General features: G+C 30.3%; 11 protein-coding genes. 6 read left to right on the forward strand and 5 right to left on the reverse strand.

Annotation, left to right across the window (positions count from 1 at the left end):
• A partial coding sequence (locus ACWXVN_RS02125; RefSeq protein WP_455978967.1) for a hypothetical protein occupies positions 1-1761 on the forward strand: 1761 nt, incomplete at its 5' end.
• 43 nt (positions 1762-1804) lie between these two features.
• Here the strand turns inward: ACWXVN_RS02125 and ACWXVN_RS02130 are convergent.
• Entirely contained in the window at positions 1805-3484 is a 1680-nt protein-coding gene (locus tag ACWXVN_RS02130; RefSeq protein WP_455978968.1) for a hypothetical protein, read from the reverse strand.
• A gap of 108 nt (positions 3485-3592) precedes the next feature.
• A complete protein-coding gene (ffh, locus tag ACWXVN_RS02135; RefSeq protein WP_455978969.1) occupies positions 3593-4942 on the reverse strand; it encodes a signal recognition particle protein in 1350 nt (449 codons plus the stop codon).
• A 174-nt stretch (positions 4943-5116) separates the two neighbouring features.
• Between ffh and ACWXVN_RS02140 the strand changes: the two genes are divergently transcribed.
• From ACWXVN_RS02140 to ACWXVN_RS02155, 4 genes are all read left to right on the forward strand, one after another.
• Positions 5117-7492, forward strand: coding sequence for a phosphoketolase family protein (locus tag ACWXVN_RS02140; protein ID WP_455978970.1), 2376 nt, complete (start codon positions 5117-5119; stop codon positions 7490-7492).
• 44 nt (positions 7493-7536) lie between these two features.
• Complete coding sequence (locus tag ACWXVN_RS02145; protein ID WP_455978971.1) at positions 7537-7842, forward strand: hypothetical protein; 306 nt, start codon at positions 7537-7539, stop codon at positions 7840-7842.
• Positions 7843-7912: 70 nt separating this feature from the next.
• Positions 7913-8863, forward strand: a complete 951-nt coding sequence (locus ACWXVN_RS02150) for a Cof-type HAD-IIB family hydrolase (RefSeq protein ID WP_438341755.1) — start codon at positions 7913-7915, stop codon at positions 8861-8863.
• Positions 8853-9512 carry a ribonuclease HIII gene (locus ACWXVN_RS02155; RefSeq protein WP_438341756.1) on the forward strand — a complete coding sequence of 220 codons (660 nt, stop codon included), beginning with the start codon at positions 8853-8855 and terminating at the stop codon, positions 9510-9512. The genes ACWXVN_RS02150 and ACWXVN_RS02155 overlap by 11 nt, the downstream gene beginning before the upstream one ends.
• 49 nt (positions 9513-9561) lie before the next feature.
• On the opposite strand, the gene tpiA is transcribed toward ACWXVN_RS02155, so the two are convergent.
• Positions 9562-10323 carry a triose-phosphate isomerase gene (tpiA, locus tag ACWXVN_RS02160; RefSeq protein WP_455978972.1) on the reverse strand — a complete coding sequence of 254 codons (762 nt, stop codon included), beginning with the start codon at positions 10321-10323 and terminating at the stop codon, positions 9562-9564.
• An 89-nt stretch (positions 10324-10412) separates the two neighbouring features.
• On the opposite strand from tpiA, the gene ACWXVN_RS02165 reads away from it, so the two are divergent.
• Positions 10413-10787, forward strand: coding sequence for an NUDIX domain-containing protein (locus tag ACWXVN_RS02165; RefSeq protein ID WP_455978973.1), 375 nt, complete (start codon positions 10413-10415; stop codon positions 10785-10787).
• Positions 10788-10871: 84 nt separating this feature from the next.
• Here ACWXVN_RS02165 and ACWXVN_RS02170 read toward each other — a convergent pair whose 3' ends face one another.
• On the reverse strand, positions 10872-13760 hold the full coding sequence (locus tag ACWXVN_RS02170) for a GmrSD restriction endonuclease domain-containing protein (RefSeq protein WP_455978974.1): 2889 nt from the start codon (positions 13758-13760) through the stop codon (positions 10872-10874).
• The gene (locus ACWXVN_RS02175; protein WP_455978975.1) at positions 13744-14988 is read right to left on the reverse strand and encodes a DNA cytosine methyltransferase; all 1245 of its coding nucleotides are present in this window, start codon (positions 14986-14988) and stop codon (positions 13744-13746) included. The genes ACWXVN_RS02170 and ACWXVN_RS02175 overlap by 17 nt, the downstream gene beginning before the upstream one ends.
• Between the last annotated feature and the right edge of the window lie 244 nt (positions 14989-15232).

The following is a 15232-nucleotide window of genomic DNA, read 5'->3' on the forward strand; positions in this document are numbered from 1 at the left end:
AGTTTTGAAAAACAAAATCAAACTTTAAGTACACAAAAACAAGAATTAGAAACTCAAAAGCAACAATTGAGTAAACAAGTTGAAACTAAGAACACACAAATTCAAACTTTAGAGACTCAAAAGACACAATTGCAGGAACAAATTAGTACCTTAGAAGCAAAGATTAGTAGTTTAACTAGCGAGTTAGATACACTGAAAAAATCACAAGTTTCCTTGAGTAGTCAAGTGTCGAACTTACAAGAACAAATTAAACAAAAAGACACACGTATTAGTCAATTAGAAAGTGAATTAGCACAAGAAAAGCAAAAATCAAAAGAAGAAGATAAGCAACGTATTAGTCAACTTGAAAGAGAAAAACAAGAATTACAATCAGCAAGAGATAATTTACAAAGTCAATTGACTACGACAACAAGAACTCTTTTACAAGTGCAAGGAGATAAAACTAGAAAAGAAAGTGAAATTAGACAAAATGAAAGAACGATTAGTGACTTAAGAAGTCAAGTGTCTTCGAAAGATAATGATATTAGACAAAAACAAACTACTATTAATAGTTTAAATAGTCAAATCACTTCAAAAGATAGTCAAATTTCAACTTTAAGTCGCGAAATTCAAAGTTTAAAACAACAAAAAGCAAGTTTAGAAGCAACTATTCAAGCAAAAGATAGTGAGATTAGACAAAAAGACCAAACTATTGAAGAACAACAAAAACAAATTAATGTACTAACTAATAATAAAACAGAAGAAGAAAGATTAAGAGAAGAAAATAGTGAACTAAAAAAACAAATTGAGACATTAAATACAACAATTTCGGAAAACACTAAGGGAATTAATAGACTAAAAGGAGAAAACAAGGAATTGAACTTATATATTCTTGATTATCAAGATTGAAAAAAGTTCAGTGAAGCAAAGAAATTTATTGAAAAGTTTAACAACATTTTAGTGTTTTCAAAACAATATCTAGAATTTTTACAAGGTGACAAAGTGATTAATTGAGAACGTCCTGATATTCAAGGTAATGAGTATTATTCTTGAAGTGTACCTAATGAAGAATTCTTTAAACAATTAGAACAAGGACAAAGGGATTTTGATAGTTTATTCAGTGAAATTGACTTAACAAACAAAGCAAAGGTTGCTATTGTGCGATCGCTTAAACCTGACAACTATATGTTAAATTGAAACCTTTTAAAAGAAGATTTTGAAAAACTTAAAAAATTGCAAACACTAAAAAAAGTTAAAGAATTAACTTCAAGACAAAGAACTAATAGTGAAAAACAAGAAATGAAACAACTTGTGTGAACTATTGATAATGTGTATAAACAAGTAAACTTAGTTGACTTGACTACTGAAGTGAGTGTACCTTTTAGCACTCCTTGATATGAAAATCGAGAAGAAATGCTATATGCAATTGGAGTTGCGCAAGACAATTATGGAGCAATGTCTGGTGCGGATATTAGCGGTAACGGAAAAAATGATTATATTGAAAGGGAATTGTCAGCATTAGGACTTGAAAACGTAAAAGAAGCACTTAGAAATCTTTATAAAAAAGTTAAAAAAGACGTGGAAAACGGTATTTATGAATTAATGAGACACGAGACAAGTCCACCAAGAACATATGCTTCTAATGCTTTACAACTTCAAAGTGAGATAATAAGAATTGATTCACAAATCTGACTAGAAAAAGAAGCGATAGCATTTCTTTCAATGTGCGACTTATTGCGAAGAGTCAATCAAGCACTATCGTACTATAAAGGAAATAACTAATTAATAAAATAAGTAGACTTTTTTGGAGTCTACTTTTCTTTTACTAAAATGGAAGATTGTCGTTAGTGTATTTAATTTCGATAGGGGTTTTGTCGTAGTAAAGGTTATATTTATTCATATAACTTGCTTTTGTCATAAGATAATGAGTATTAGTATATTCTAATCCTTTTGAGTTTTCTTCCAAGTCAAAACTATTTTTTCAATCATAAATTTTGTCGTAGAAAGTTGCGTCAATTACCATTTCAGTACCGTCCAAAACTAGTCCTGCATTGACGTGTTGAAAATCTTCATTATTAGATATTTCATAGTAATTTCCATAAAACATTAAATTCTTGTATCCTAGCATATCTAAAGCAATGTAGATAAATTCGCTATATGCTTGACAATTAAAATAAGCATAATCAGTAGTATCAATAGGGGTATCAAAAATTGTGCGTCTATCAATAAATTTATCACCAGTTTCGGAATTGTAAATCACTTTGACACTTAAAAATCTAGTCAAAACTAATGCTACCTGGTCTAAATTAAAGTCTTTAGAAATTAATTGTGAAACGAAGTGTTTTACGATTGAAATCTGTTTTTCAAATAATTGTCTTACTTCTTGTTTTTGTGCTTCATTTAAGTCTTTTCATTTTATTTTTCAAGTGCGGAATAATTTTCAAATTGTTTTATATAGCATACTGTTATACACCATATCGAATTCATAACTATGTGATTTTGACAAATCCTTTTCAACGAAAGGAGTAATGTGAGTGTAACTATCTAAATTAACTGCTTTATCTTGTGAAAATACCATTCAGGTATCATTAGCATAATCACGCATTGAAGTAAACAAAACGGTTAATTTATTTTCTAATTCACTGTCACTTCAAGACGCAATTTTTTCGATTTCCTGATTTAATTTATTTTTTCAAACAGTGTAAAATTCTTTTAATTCAGGATTTAAAAACTTAGCATAATAAGTATTATAAGTTTCAATAAAATCCTTACCATTTAGTAACGCTTGTCACTTACTTACTAAGTTATCAAACTCAATGCTTAAACGATTAATACGGTTAACTAAAACACTAGGATTTGTGTCAATAAAAGTTTTGTATTCTTCAATTATTGTATTAATTTTGGTATCAAATCTTTGACTTAACAGTTTGAAAATACGCTTAAAAACAACACTATTACCACTATATAAAGTGTTTAATTTAGTATAAAAATCATTAATTGCTTTTTGTATTGTTTCATAAGTATCTTTTAGATTGTTAATTCTAATTTTGGTTACATTATTATCATTTTGATATTTTGATTTTTGATTTAAAAGTAACGAAATGTTATCGTTGTATTCTTTTGAAAATTTATCGTTAATTAGGTTTTGAACTACTAAATCATTTTTCTTATTGATATTATTTTTTGTTTCAAATTCTTTAATAAAAGTAGCAATATTTTCAGTTGAAAAAAGGTTATCAATGTCACTTTTTAGTTGTTTAAAAGTTTCTAAAGAGTTGTAATTTTGATTTTTGACTTCAAGAATTTTAATGTTAAAAAACAGTCTTAAGTTTTCGAATGGAGATTTTTTAACTTGACTTTCAAGATTATCTAAAAGGTTTTGATTTTCATTCGATTGCTTAATTTTAATGTAGTTTGAGTCAAAAACTTGCTGACTAAAATCAGCAATTCTTTGTTTATCGTGGGCGTTATTAGCACAAGAAACTAATGCAGTTGGAACTAACACTAGTGGACTAATTGATAGCGATAATGCACTTCATAAAACTCTTTTTTCATTATTTATCCTTTTTACAACTAAAAGTGCTTCTAGGTAAAATTTTTGGGTTATTTTTACTTAGAAACCGAAACCACCGTTTTTCATCAATTGAGCCATATTCATTTGACCTCTTCCCGAAGCCATCTCTTTCATTTGCTTTGCCATGCGCTCATAATCAGTTATTAACATATTGTATTCACGCGCGCTACGACCAGAACCACTCAAGATTCTTGCTTTGCGGTTTGCATCTTTTAATAATTTAGGATTTTTACGTTCTTTTTTGGTCATTGAGTCCATTAAAATCTTGTAAATGTCGAATTTTTCTTCTGCTCTTGAAATTTGATCTTCGTCAATTTTATTTCCTAAACCAGGAATCATTTTCAAGATTTTAGTCATTTTTCCTAATTTCTTGATTTGTGCCATTGTTTCCATTAAGTCTTCTAAACTAAATTGACCACTAAAAAATCTTTGTCCTAATTTACGAGCTTTTGATTCATCAATATTTTCTTCTGCCTGTTCGATAAGTCCAACAATGTCACCCATTCCCAAAATTCTTTTTGCCATTCTTTGGGGATCAAAGGCTTCTAAAGCGGAAATTTTTTCTCCTGTTCCGATGAAAATGATTGGAACATTTAAAAGATGAGTGATTGAAAGAGCAGCTCCACCACGAGTATCAGAATCTAGTTTAGTAATAATTGTTCCGTTTAGTTGCAACTCATCATTAAAAATTTTGGCCACATTAATAACATCCTGCCCACTCATTGCATCAACTACTAAGAAAATGTAGTCTGGGTGAATATTCTTTTTGATATTTTTTAACTCTTGCATTAAGTTTTCATCAATTGCTAAACGTCCCGCTGTATCGACAATTACTAAATCGTTGCTGTTTTGTTTGGCTTGTTGTAATCCGTTGTTAACAATCGCTAATGCGTCATCAACTTTTTCAGTATAAAAATCAACATCAATTTGTTTTGCAAGAGATTGTAATTGATCTCTAGCAGCCGGACGATAAATATCCGCTCCTATTAATAATGGCTTAGAAGCGATTTTTTTCTTTCTTAAAAATGCTGCTAATTTGGCAGTCGATGTTGTCTTCCCACTACCTTGTAGCCCAATCATCATAATCTTGGTAGGTTGTGATTTTATCTTGATTTCTGTTGCTTTTGAACCTAGAATTCGAACTAATTCTTCTTGGAAGATTTTAACTACGGTTTGTTGTGTGTCTAAATTACCTAATTTTCCACTTTCAAGAATTTTTGTTTTCACTTCTTTTGTAAAAGTTTTAACAACTTCTAAGTTAACGTCAGCTTCAAGTAATGAAAGTTTTACTTCACGGATTATTTCTAAAACATCAGCTTCCTCAATGCGAGTTTTTTTATTCATTTTTTCAATTGATTTTTGTATTCTATTACCAATAAATTCAAACATAATATTTAATTATAACCTAAAACCTTTTTTAAGCACTTGCAGTGACTTTTAACAGCCATAAAGACTCAAATTGATAAACAAAATTACTCATTTTTTCTTTGCAAGCACTTGCATTTTGAAGGTTTTTAATGGTACAATAAATAAGCAATATACACATTATTACGAAGGAGAAAAATGAAATTCAAAAACGATAAATTTTCAACCAAAGAATACTTTGACAAATTAGACGCTTGATTTAGAGCGGCTACTTACATTTCTGCTGGTCAAATGTATTTAAGAAACAATCCATTATTACGTAAACCTTTAACAAGTGATGATGTTAAGATTTATCCAATTGGGCACTGAGGAACTATCCCAGGACAAAATTACATTTACGCCCACTTAAATCGTGTGATTAATAAATACGATTTAAACATGTTCTACATCGAAGGACCAGGACATGGTGGACAAGTTATGGTTTCAAACTCATACTTAGATGGAAGTTATTCAGAACTATTTCCAGAAATTACTCAAGATGAAAAAGGGATGCAAAAATTATTCAAAATTTTCTCATTCCCAGGCGGAATTGCTTCTCATGCCGCTCCTGAAACTCCCGGTTCAATTCACGAAGGTGGAGAATTAGGTTACGCTTTAAGCCATGCAATGGGAGCAATCTTAGATAATCCAAATGTGATTGCTGCAACAGTCATTGGAGATGGAGAAGCTGAAACTGGACCTTTAATGGCTGGATGATTCTCAAATTCATTCATTAACCCAGTAAAAGATGGAGCAATTTTACCAATTTTGTACTTAAATGGTGGAAAAATTTCAAACCCAACAATTCTGGAACGTAAAAGTGATAAAGAACTAGAAATGTTTTTTAAAGGATTAGGTTGAGATCCTATCTTCGTTAAAATTGATAATACTTCAAACCAACAAGCTTTAATGGCTTCAAAAATGGATAAAGCAATTGAAAAAATTCTTGCAATTCAACAAAAAGCACGTGCTAAAAGTGCACAAGTCGCAACTCGCCAAAATTGACCAGTTCTTATTGCTCGGATTCCAAAAGGAATTACTGGACCTGAACAATGAGATAATCTTCAAATCGAAGGAAGCTTCAGAGCGCACCAAGTTCCTATTCCGGTAGCAGCTGACAAAATGTCACATGCAGATAAGTTGGAAGCTTGATTGAGAAGTTATAACCCAGACCAATTATTCGACGAAAACGGAACATTCAAAGATGAATACCGTCAAATTTCTCCAAAAGGTGACAAGAGAATGTCAACAAACCCTATCACCAATGGAGGAATCAAACCAGTCAAATTAGATTTACCTAACTGAAAAGAATTTGCTTTAAATTTCAAACAACCAGGTGAAATGAAAGCACAAGATATGGTTGAATTAGGTGGTTATTTAGCAAAAATGATTACAAATAACCCTGAAAACTTCCGTATTTTTGGACCTGATGAAACAAAATCAAACCGTTTAAGTAAAGTTTTCGAAGTTACTAAACGTCAATGATTAGAAAGTATTAATCCAAAACTAGATGAATGATTAGCACCTTCAGGAAGAGTTATTGATTCACAACTTTCAGAACACCAAGCTGAAGGATTTTTAGAAGGTTATGTATTAACCGGAAGACACGGAGTTTTTGCTAGTTATGAAGCATTCCTAAGAGTAGTTGACTCAATGATTACTCAACACATGAAATGAATCAAAAAGGCTGATGAAGTGCACTGAAGAAATGATTATCCTTCATTAAACATCATGGCTGTTTCAACTGCTTTCCAACAAGACCACAACGGTTATACTCACCAAGATCCTGGAATTTTGGGGCACTTAGCAGACAAACAAGCAAAATACATTCGTGAATACTTACCTGCTGATACAAATACATTATTAGCAGTTATGGATAAAGCATTTTCAGACCGTAATGTAATTAACCTAATTGTCGCTTCAAAACAAGTTCGTGACCAATTCTTTAGTGTTGAAGAAGCTCAAGAATTAGTTGACAAGGGACTAAAAGTTATTGATTGAGCTTCAACTGCTACTGACAAAGATGTTGATTTAGTAATGGTTTCATCTGGAACGGAACCTACAATCGAAGCACTAGCAGCAGTTAACTTGTTACACAATCAATACAAAGATTTAAAAATTCGTTTTGTTAATGTTGTTGACTTATTAAAACTGCGAAGTCCAGAAATCGATGAACGTGGACTAACAGACGAAGAATTTGACAAAATCTTCACTAAAGATAAACCTATTGTTTTTGCTTTCCACGGATATGAAGCTTTAATTAGAGATATTTTCTTTAAACGTCACAATCACAATCTTCACATTCATGGTTATCGTGAAAATGGAGACATTACCACAACATTTGATATTCGGGTAATGAGTAAAATGGATCGTTTCGACATCGCAGCTACTGCAGCTAAAGCAGTATATGATCAAAAAGCAAATGATTTTGTAAACGAAATGGCGCAAAAAATTGCTTACCATAACCAATATATTCGTGAAACAGGAACAGACATTGACGAAGTTAAAAACTGAAAATGACAACCTATTAAATAATTACAAAAGTCCGATTGATTCGGGCTTTTTGTATAATTTTAAATATGAAAAAACTAGCCAAAATATTTGCACTAACATCACTTTTAACTTTGACTGGCCTGACTGTTGTTGCTAGTCCAGTTGTTGTTCAAAATATGAGTCAAAATCACAATCAAAAGACTCAAAAAAATAATGCCGAGCCGATAATTACTAACTTAGAAAACCAAACAACACTCGTTCCTACTAAAGAAGAAACTAAAACTGTTGCTAAAAGCACAGCTCCTTGAAATGCTTTAATTATTGCTGGACTTAGTATTTCAGTAGTAGGAATCATTGCTGTTATTGTTTATTTAATCTTTAAGAAGAAGTAAAAAAAGTACACGATATGAGTATTTTTTCGCTTTTTTGTGTGTTAAGTTATAATTTTTAATAAGGAGATATATGGATCGAAGAAACAAGCAAAGAAAATTTCTATTCGCAATTGATTTGGATGGTACTTTGTTAGCAAGTAGTGCTGAACAAACTATTCACCCAAAAACAGTTGAACAAATTAAAAGAGCAGTTGATGAAGGACACGTTGTTTCAATCATCACTGGACGTCCTTGAAGAAGTACAAAACCAATTTATGATCGCTTAGGACTTAATGCTATTGTTGGAAACTATAATGGAGCACACATTCATAATCCTAATGACCCATTTTTTATCCCAACTATTTCTTATTTAGATTTAAATGAAGTTTTATACATTTTAGGTGATAAAAAGGTTGAAGCAGAAATTTCTAACTATGCTATTGAAGGACCTGACTGAGTACAATTAATGCACCGCGATGAAGCTCTAGAAAGAGTTTTCAACTTCAATACAGCAACAAAATTTAAAGAAAAAATTGAACTTACTAAATTACCTTTAAAACCAACAGGAATTGTTTTTGATGTTAAACCAACTACTGATGTTGTTGAACTATTAAGTTATCTAAAGAAAAGATATGGAGACTTAGGAGAATTTTCTTCTTGATCTAAAGGAGAAGGTTTAACTCCAGTTGTTGATATTACTTCAATCGGAGTAACAAAAGCCAAAGTAATTAGTTTATTAATGCGTTACTACGATATTGATATTGATGATACTATTGCTTTTGGAGATTCATTCAATGATGCAAGTATGTTTGAAACATGTAACATTGGAGTAGCCCCTGCTAATGCCGAACAATTCATAAAATCATTGGCAAGTGAAAAAATGAAACAAACTAATAAAGAAGGAGCTGTTGGTATTTTTATTGAAAAGTTCCTAAACAATCCTGAAAAATACATCAAAAAAGCCAAAGCCTTCCATAAAGAATTAGATAAAGAAAAATTACAATTAGTAAGTGCTTCACACTTTTACGAAGATGAAAAATAATTTAGATTTGATCGGTTGCGATGAAACCGGAGTTGGAGATTATTTTAGCCCCATTATTTTTGTAGCAGCTTATGTGCCAGACCAAGCAAAAGAAGAAATTATTAATTTAGGTGTTAAAGATTCTAAAAAATTATCAGATAAAAAAATAGTCAAGATTGCTAGTCAAATTCTTGACAAGGTTTTTTATACAAAAACAACTTTAACCCAAAAAGGAAACAATAGTCTTGCTCGATTTTTAAATGTTAATGAAGTTAAATTACTTTATCACTACAAAAATATTGTTGCTTTACAAGAAAAAATCTCTAAGCCGGCCATTATTGACCAATTTTCTACTCTCCGCAGCATTGCTGGCTATGAAGCAAGATTAGCTAAAACTAATTTAAATTTTCAAAAACCGCATTACGAAGTTTTATTTGAAACCAAAGCTGAAGATAATTATTTAAGTGTTGCAGTTGCTTCAATTTTGGCACGTTATTTCTTTTTAAAAGCAATGCAAGAACAAAATGAAAAATATAAAGTAATTTTTCCATTTGGAGCAAGCAACAAAATCATTGAGTTTGGTAAAGAATTTATCAAAATCTATGGCAAAGAAGAGCTTAATGTTGTTGCAAAAACTAATTTCAAAACTACCGATGCCATTCTAGGTTAACAAAAAAGCCAGTTTCACTCAGAGACTGGCTTTAGTTTTAATTGGATAACTATTTTTGGTTTAACAGTTCAATGTTTTTATCCATAATTTCTAGCATTTCAAAAAAGCTTTCAGCTTGCAATGATGCCTTACCCACTAAAAAACCACTTATGTAAGGGATTTCTAGCAAGTGTTTAATGTTTTCTGGTTTAGCACTACCACCATACATAAAGCGTACGTTTGGTAGTTTTTTACCTAGTACATCATAAACCTTAATAAGGTGTTCGTTTGAAGCAACTTTTCCTGTTCCTATAGCTCAAATTGGTTCATATGAAACAATAACATTTTTAAGGTCACTAACTCCTTCTAATGCCTCATCTAGTTGTTTGATTAGTGAGTCTAAGGTTTGGTTGTTTTCATACTCTTCTAAGGTTTCGCCAATACACAAAATGACATGTAATCCAACAGTCAATGCATTTTTAATACGGCGGTTAATTTTGTGCCCGTTGTCTTCGAAAAATAGCCGTCTTTCCGAGTGTCCAATAATTACAAAGTCCAAATCAAGATCTTTTAATTGTGCAGCTGATATATCACCGGTGTAAGCCCCCTTATCAAACATAGAAATATTTTGTGCTCCTACCTTGATATCTGAACGACTCACTCCTGGCAATGTCTTAACTGCTAAATTACACAACGATGGAGCTACTCCAAAGAATACACCATTACTTTTTTTACGCTTTGAAAAGTATTCATCTAGCTTTACCATGAACTGAATTTCTTCAGTGAATGTTAAGTTCATTTTATGGTTACCAATTAAAAAATATTTATCCATTTTTTCCTTCTTTCACACTTAATAAAAAAATTATAACTTTTTTAAGAAATTTTTGAGTTCCAAGGCCATTTAATATTTATAATAAAAGTATGATTTTAGAAGTAGTAGCAGGATTAATTAAGAATTCGGAAAACAAATTTTTGATGCTTAAAAGACCAGAACACAAACACAATCCACACCTATTTGAGTTGCCTGGTGGAAAATTTGATTTTGGACTAGATAAAGAAGAACAACTAAAACGCATTATCAAAGAAGAATTAGATGTTGATGTTGTAAATTACAAGTTTTTAAGAAAAATTTCACACGTTCACGAATTAGGGAAGCTAGAAGTTAACTTCTATGAAATTGAAGTGAAGGGTGACATCAAGTTATTACAACACAAAGAAGCTAAATGGGTAACCAAAGAAGAAGCATTGCAAATTCCGATGACTAAAGCAGCACACGAATTTGTTTCAAAACTATAAAAGGAAGAAGGAAGAAGAAAAAACTGGCGTTTGCCAGTTTTTGCTTAACTTTTAGAGACTAAGGGCAATCTAATATCTGTATTATTAAACGCCTTTATAAATTTCTTGCAATGCTTTAATAATATTATCTTGTCTGTCTTTGATGTTTTTTATAATGTCTTTGTCATTTGATTGATTTAGATAATCGATAGACTGAATTTCTACATTTGAAAATTTCATTGCATTTCGAGAATAATGAATACTATCAACAGGATACTTATTTATTTTTGAATTGAATGGTTGATTTGACAAGCTTGAGTTTACTTTTTTCATTAGCAAGCAAGTGTTCCCAATTGAGTGAAGATATTTTTTATCTTCGTTGTTTTTGAAAAACTCAGTGCCTTCTTTGGGCTTTTGAGGATGACAATGTTCTAAACTTACTTCATTAGCCTTGTTTGTACGTTTATTTATCTTATAGTCAATTTTGTTATATATTGTATCTACTTCATCAATGGATGTAGTGCTAGAGTTAATATTATTTTGATAGATGTGTTCCAAAATTAACTTATGTCAAATTTTGCTATAAATTTTATTTCAAGCATTCTTATTATCAGTATTTTCATTTCTTCATTTATTCAATCCATTTTCTATTACTTTATTAAAATCTTTGTCAAAATCATTTTCATCTTTAATGTTGGCAATTGCTTCGATCAAACGATTCTTTAGTGTTTTTTGGTCATTAATTTTATATTGGGAATTGTGTTCATCATATTCCAAAATATCGACTGCTATTTTGTCAAATTTTGCTCCTTGTGATTCACCACCAAAGTTCCCATCCGCTTTTCACCAAATTAAGATTTTTTCAAGCGTTAGCAGTCATATTTTTAATTCACGAATTTCATTTTGTTTTAAACATTCCTCATTGAAAACACCAAATTTGTCCAAAATAACATAAATTAAATTAATAGTAACATCCAACAAGTTTCCAGTCGGCTCAGTTTGTTTGAAAATCCCATTTACTTTTGAAATCATAAGGGTGTAAATGTATTTGAGCTGATTTGTTTTCTCATAGCCATATATTCCTGGACTGTTAAAAATTCCATATTTAATGTATCTAATTCTTCAAAACTCAATTTTTAATTTTTCTTCTAAATTTTCCATAGGTTCTTGTGAATGGCTGCCAAAAACTCCATTTTTAGATTGAAATTTGATAATTTCCTCGACATATTTACCAACATTATATATGTTGAGTTTTTCAGTTTTGGATTTTTTGTAATTGGTGAGTTTGCTTATGTAAAGCACATGATCTAAAATATTCTTATTGTTACCTTTTAGATCGATTTCACTCTTAAAATCTTGATATTTTTTTTCTGCATCATTTTTGTCAAGGTAATAAGTTACATATAATGAATACAACTTTGAAAAAAATACTTCGTATGTTTGTAAGGGTTTTGATAACGTATTAACACTTTCAAATACTTTATAAACATCTTCTTGTTTATACATTACTTTTATGGTGACAAAAACATTGTTAAATAGATAATCAACAAATTTTGCGAGTGCTTTTGGTCGATCTTCGACAATATAAGCATTTAGCTCTGATTCGATCAATTCTTTTGTTTCGAAAAATTCTTTTGGCTCTTCGTTTTTGTATTTTTCAGGGTTTAGAAAGAAATCTTTTAGGTTTTTATAGCATTCGATCTGTTTAAGATCTTCAAACTTATCTAAAACATAGAAAGAAGTAATTTCAGATTTATCATTTGCCTTGGGTTTGAATAATTTAGTTAATGTATCTCAACCATTTATTTCTAAATCATTGTTTTTAGTAGAAACAGCTAGGCTAACAATGATTCAATAGCAAATAATTAATAATGTCATTGTTCTTTGTTGACCATCAATTAGTCAATATGTCGAGTTTAATTTTTCTTGATATAAAGATATGAAACCTAAATCAAGTGTTTTTTCTTCGTTTTCAGAATCGACTAATTCAAAAATATCTTTAATTAATCTTTGAATTAACTCCTTGTTTCAAGCATAGCCACGTTGAAAATGAGGGATAAAAACAGAAAATTTATTTTCTGGATTATTAAGGAATAATATTTCAAAATATTTTTGAATATTAACTATTTGAACCGAAAAATTACAATCATTCTTTCTTTCTTTTTTGGGGTCTTTAAAGTTTCAAACTTTGTTATCTCTTGAAAGTTTATCAAAATAAGTAGTTATGGTAGTTTGAATTGAGTCGCTGCTAATGTCTAGATTGTGATAATCATAAAGTCACTGCTTGAATATCTTTACATGGCCTTCAAAATCATGAATTACTTTATCATTGTTTGTGAAAAGTTCTTTATATTCACTAATGAATTTGAAATAGCCAAGTGATTTTATTTTATCTTTACTTTTTAAAATATTTTCAAGTCGTTTTTTCTTGTTGGCATCAGATTTTTCGTAAACAATAGTAAATATTAATGAATAAAAAAAGTTATTTTTTTGGTTGTCATATCATTTTCGTGATTGTAAATCAAAAAAGTCTTTAGTTTTTACTAAATCAAGCATTTGATCCATTGTTTTTTTATAAACATACTTTTTGAGTTCCATTATTAATATGTCATAATTTTGATCTCTTGCATGCGATTTTACAATCTCTATTGCTTCTTCGCTTAGTGAGAATTCAACATATTCTCCTTTGTCACCCTTTTCTTTTTTGATAACAATCAACTTAGCAAAAATCAAAGTTCTTAAAAATTGAGTAATAGTGGAATTTTTGTGAATTTTTTTGTTTTGATAAACAAAACAGTTTTCTAACTTATCGTAAAAATATAGCTCACAGTCATTATTTTCAATATTTTCGTAAATAATAGTAAAATCACAAGGTTCCTCAAGAAGATGCTTGCGTATTTTTTGATTATCAATTCAAGTTTTGAAAATGGTGTTAAGGTACGAACTTACATTTGTACCAATGGTTCAGTATTCGAGGTTATTTTTTCTGATCATTCTCTTTCTCCAATTCATAAATTAATTCAAAAACAGGGGTAATAGCTTTAACGTCAATTGAATTACCAGCTTGGCGGTACAAGGCAGTTCAGTTAGTAATTTGTGAGTCAATGAATGGTTTTAGCTTGTTATATTGTTTGTTTGTAAAGCCCATAATTCTAAACGCTTCTCGCGGAGTGATGAGACGTCAGTTTAAAAAACCTTTCTCATTTTTGTTAATTGGAATAATACCAACATTAGGAAATCTATCTTGTCTTGTAGTTACCGTTGGAATAGCTTTTTCATAGTCTTCTTTAGATATTCGTCTTCCTTCTTTTATGTATTTTTGTCTTGAAGGTGTATCTTTAAGTGCCGCTTGCATTTTTTCGTCTAAATATTTATTTGAGTTAAAGCTAAAGATTTCATTGAAATATTTTTCTTTCGTTTTAGTTCTTGATCGAGTATATTCTTTGCCTAATTTCTTGATAAATGTGTCAAAAGCTATATCGTTTTTCAACCACTTAGGAACACTGTTTTTTTGAATGCTTAAAGCAAAAACTCTTTGTCGTTTTTGCAATGAACCATGTTCACGAGCATCAATAATTGTTGTAAAAGTTTTATATCCCATTTTTTGCAAATATGCTTTTCACTCATCATATTCGTGACCGAATTTTTTAACCAATTGAGTGACATTTTCTAATAATAAGTATTTAGGTTTGTGTTCCATTTCACTTAAAATTCTTCCGACTTGTCAAATTAAGTGTGAAGTTGAACTTTCATTAATAATCCCTTTTTCGCGCCCCATGTTAGCAACACTAAGACCTTGGCATGGAAACGAGTATGTAAATAGATCAATTTTCAATTCATCTAAATTCTTACCTTGAACTTGTGTGATGTCAGGAAAATTGTTACTTAGTTTGTTAGCAACAAATATGGCTTCAGCAAAAGCCTTGTTATTAAAATTAAAGTTTCTCATCGGTTTTTTACTGTCTAGTGAAAAAGTTTGCCCATTTATAAAATCTTTAATTTGTTGCTCAGTTATGTTGTACTTTTGAATATAGTCACTAATGTTTTGCGGACTCAAGTTGTGATAAAAAGCAGCATAACTTATGTTACTTCTCACGTCTCAATCACTTGTCGCTACTATCTTGAAAAAATCTTTAGCATTGTTTTTCTTGTTAACATTTTTTGCCGCTAAATGTTGTGCTCCTACACCTGCAAATGCTTCGAAAACTCTGATTTTAGTCAAAGCTAAAAAACCTATAGAAAACTATAGGCAAAAAGTATTGATTAAATTATTGCAGATGAAAAAGTTTAGAACATTTATACTAAAAATGTTTCTAAATTGAGCTCAGAGAGAGAGAGAGAGAGAGAGACGCTTCGCGTCAAATAACGTTACTTAATGTATCATTTGTTTTCATATTTATCTTGTACTTAGACATAATTTTAATTATACTGTAATACTTTTTCAGTACAGCACAGCCTTTTTAGTA

This window comes from Mycoplasma sp. 4044, assembly GCF_053851695.1.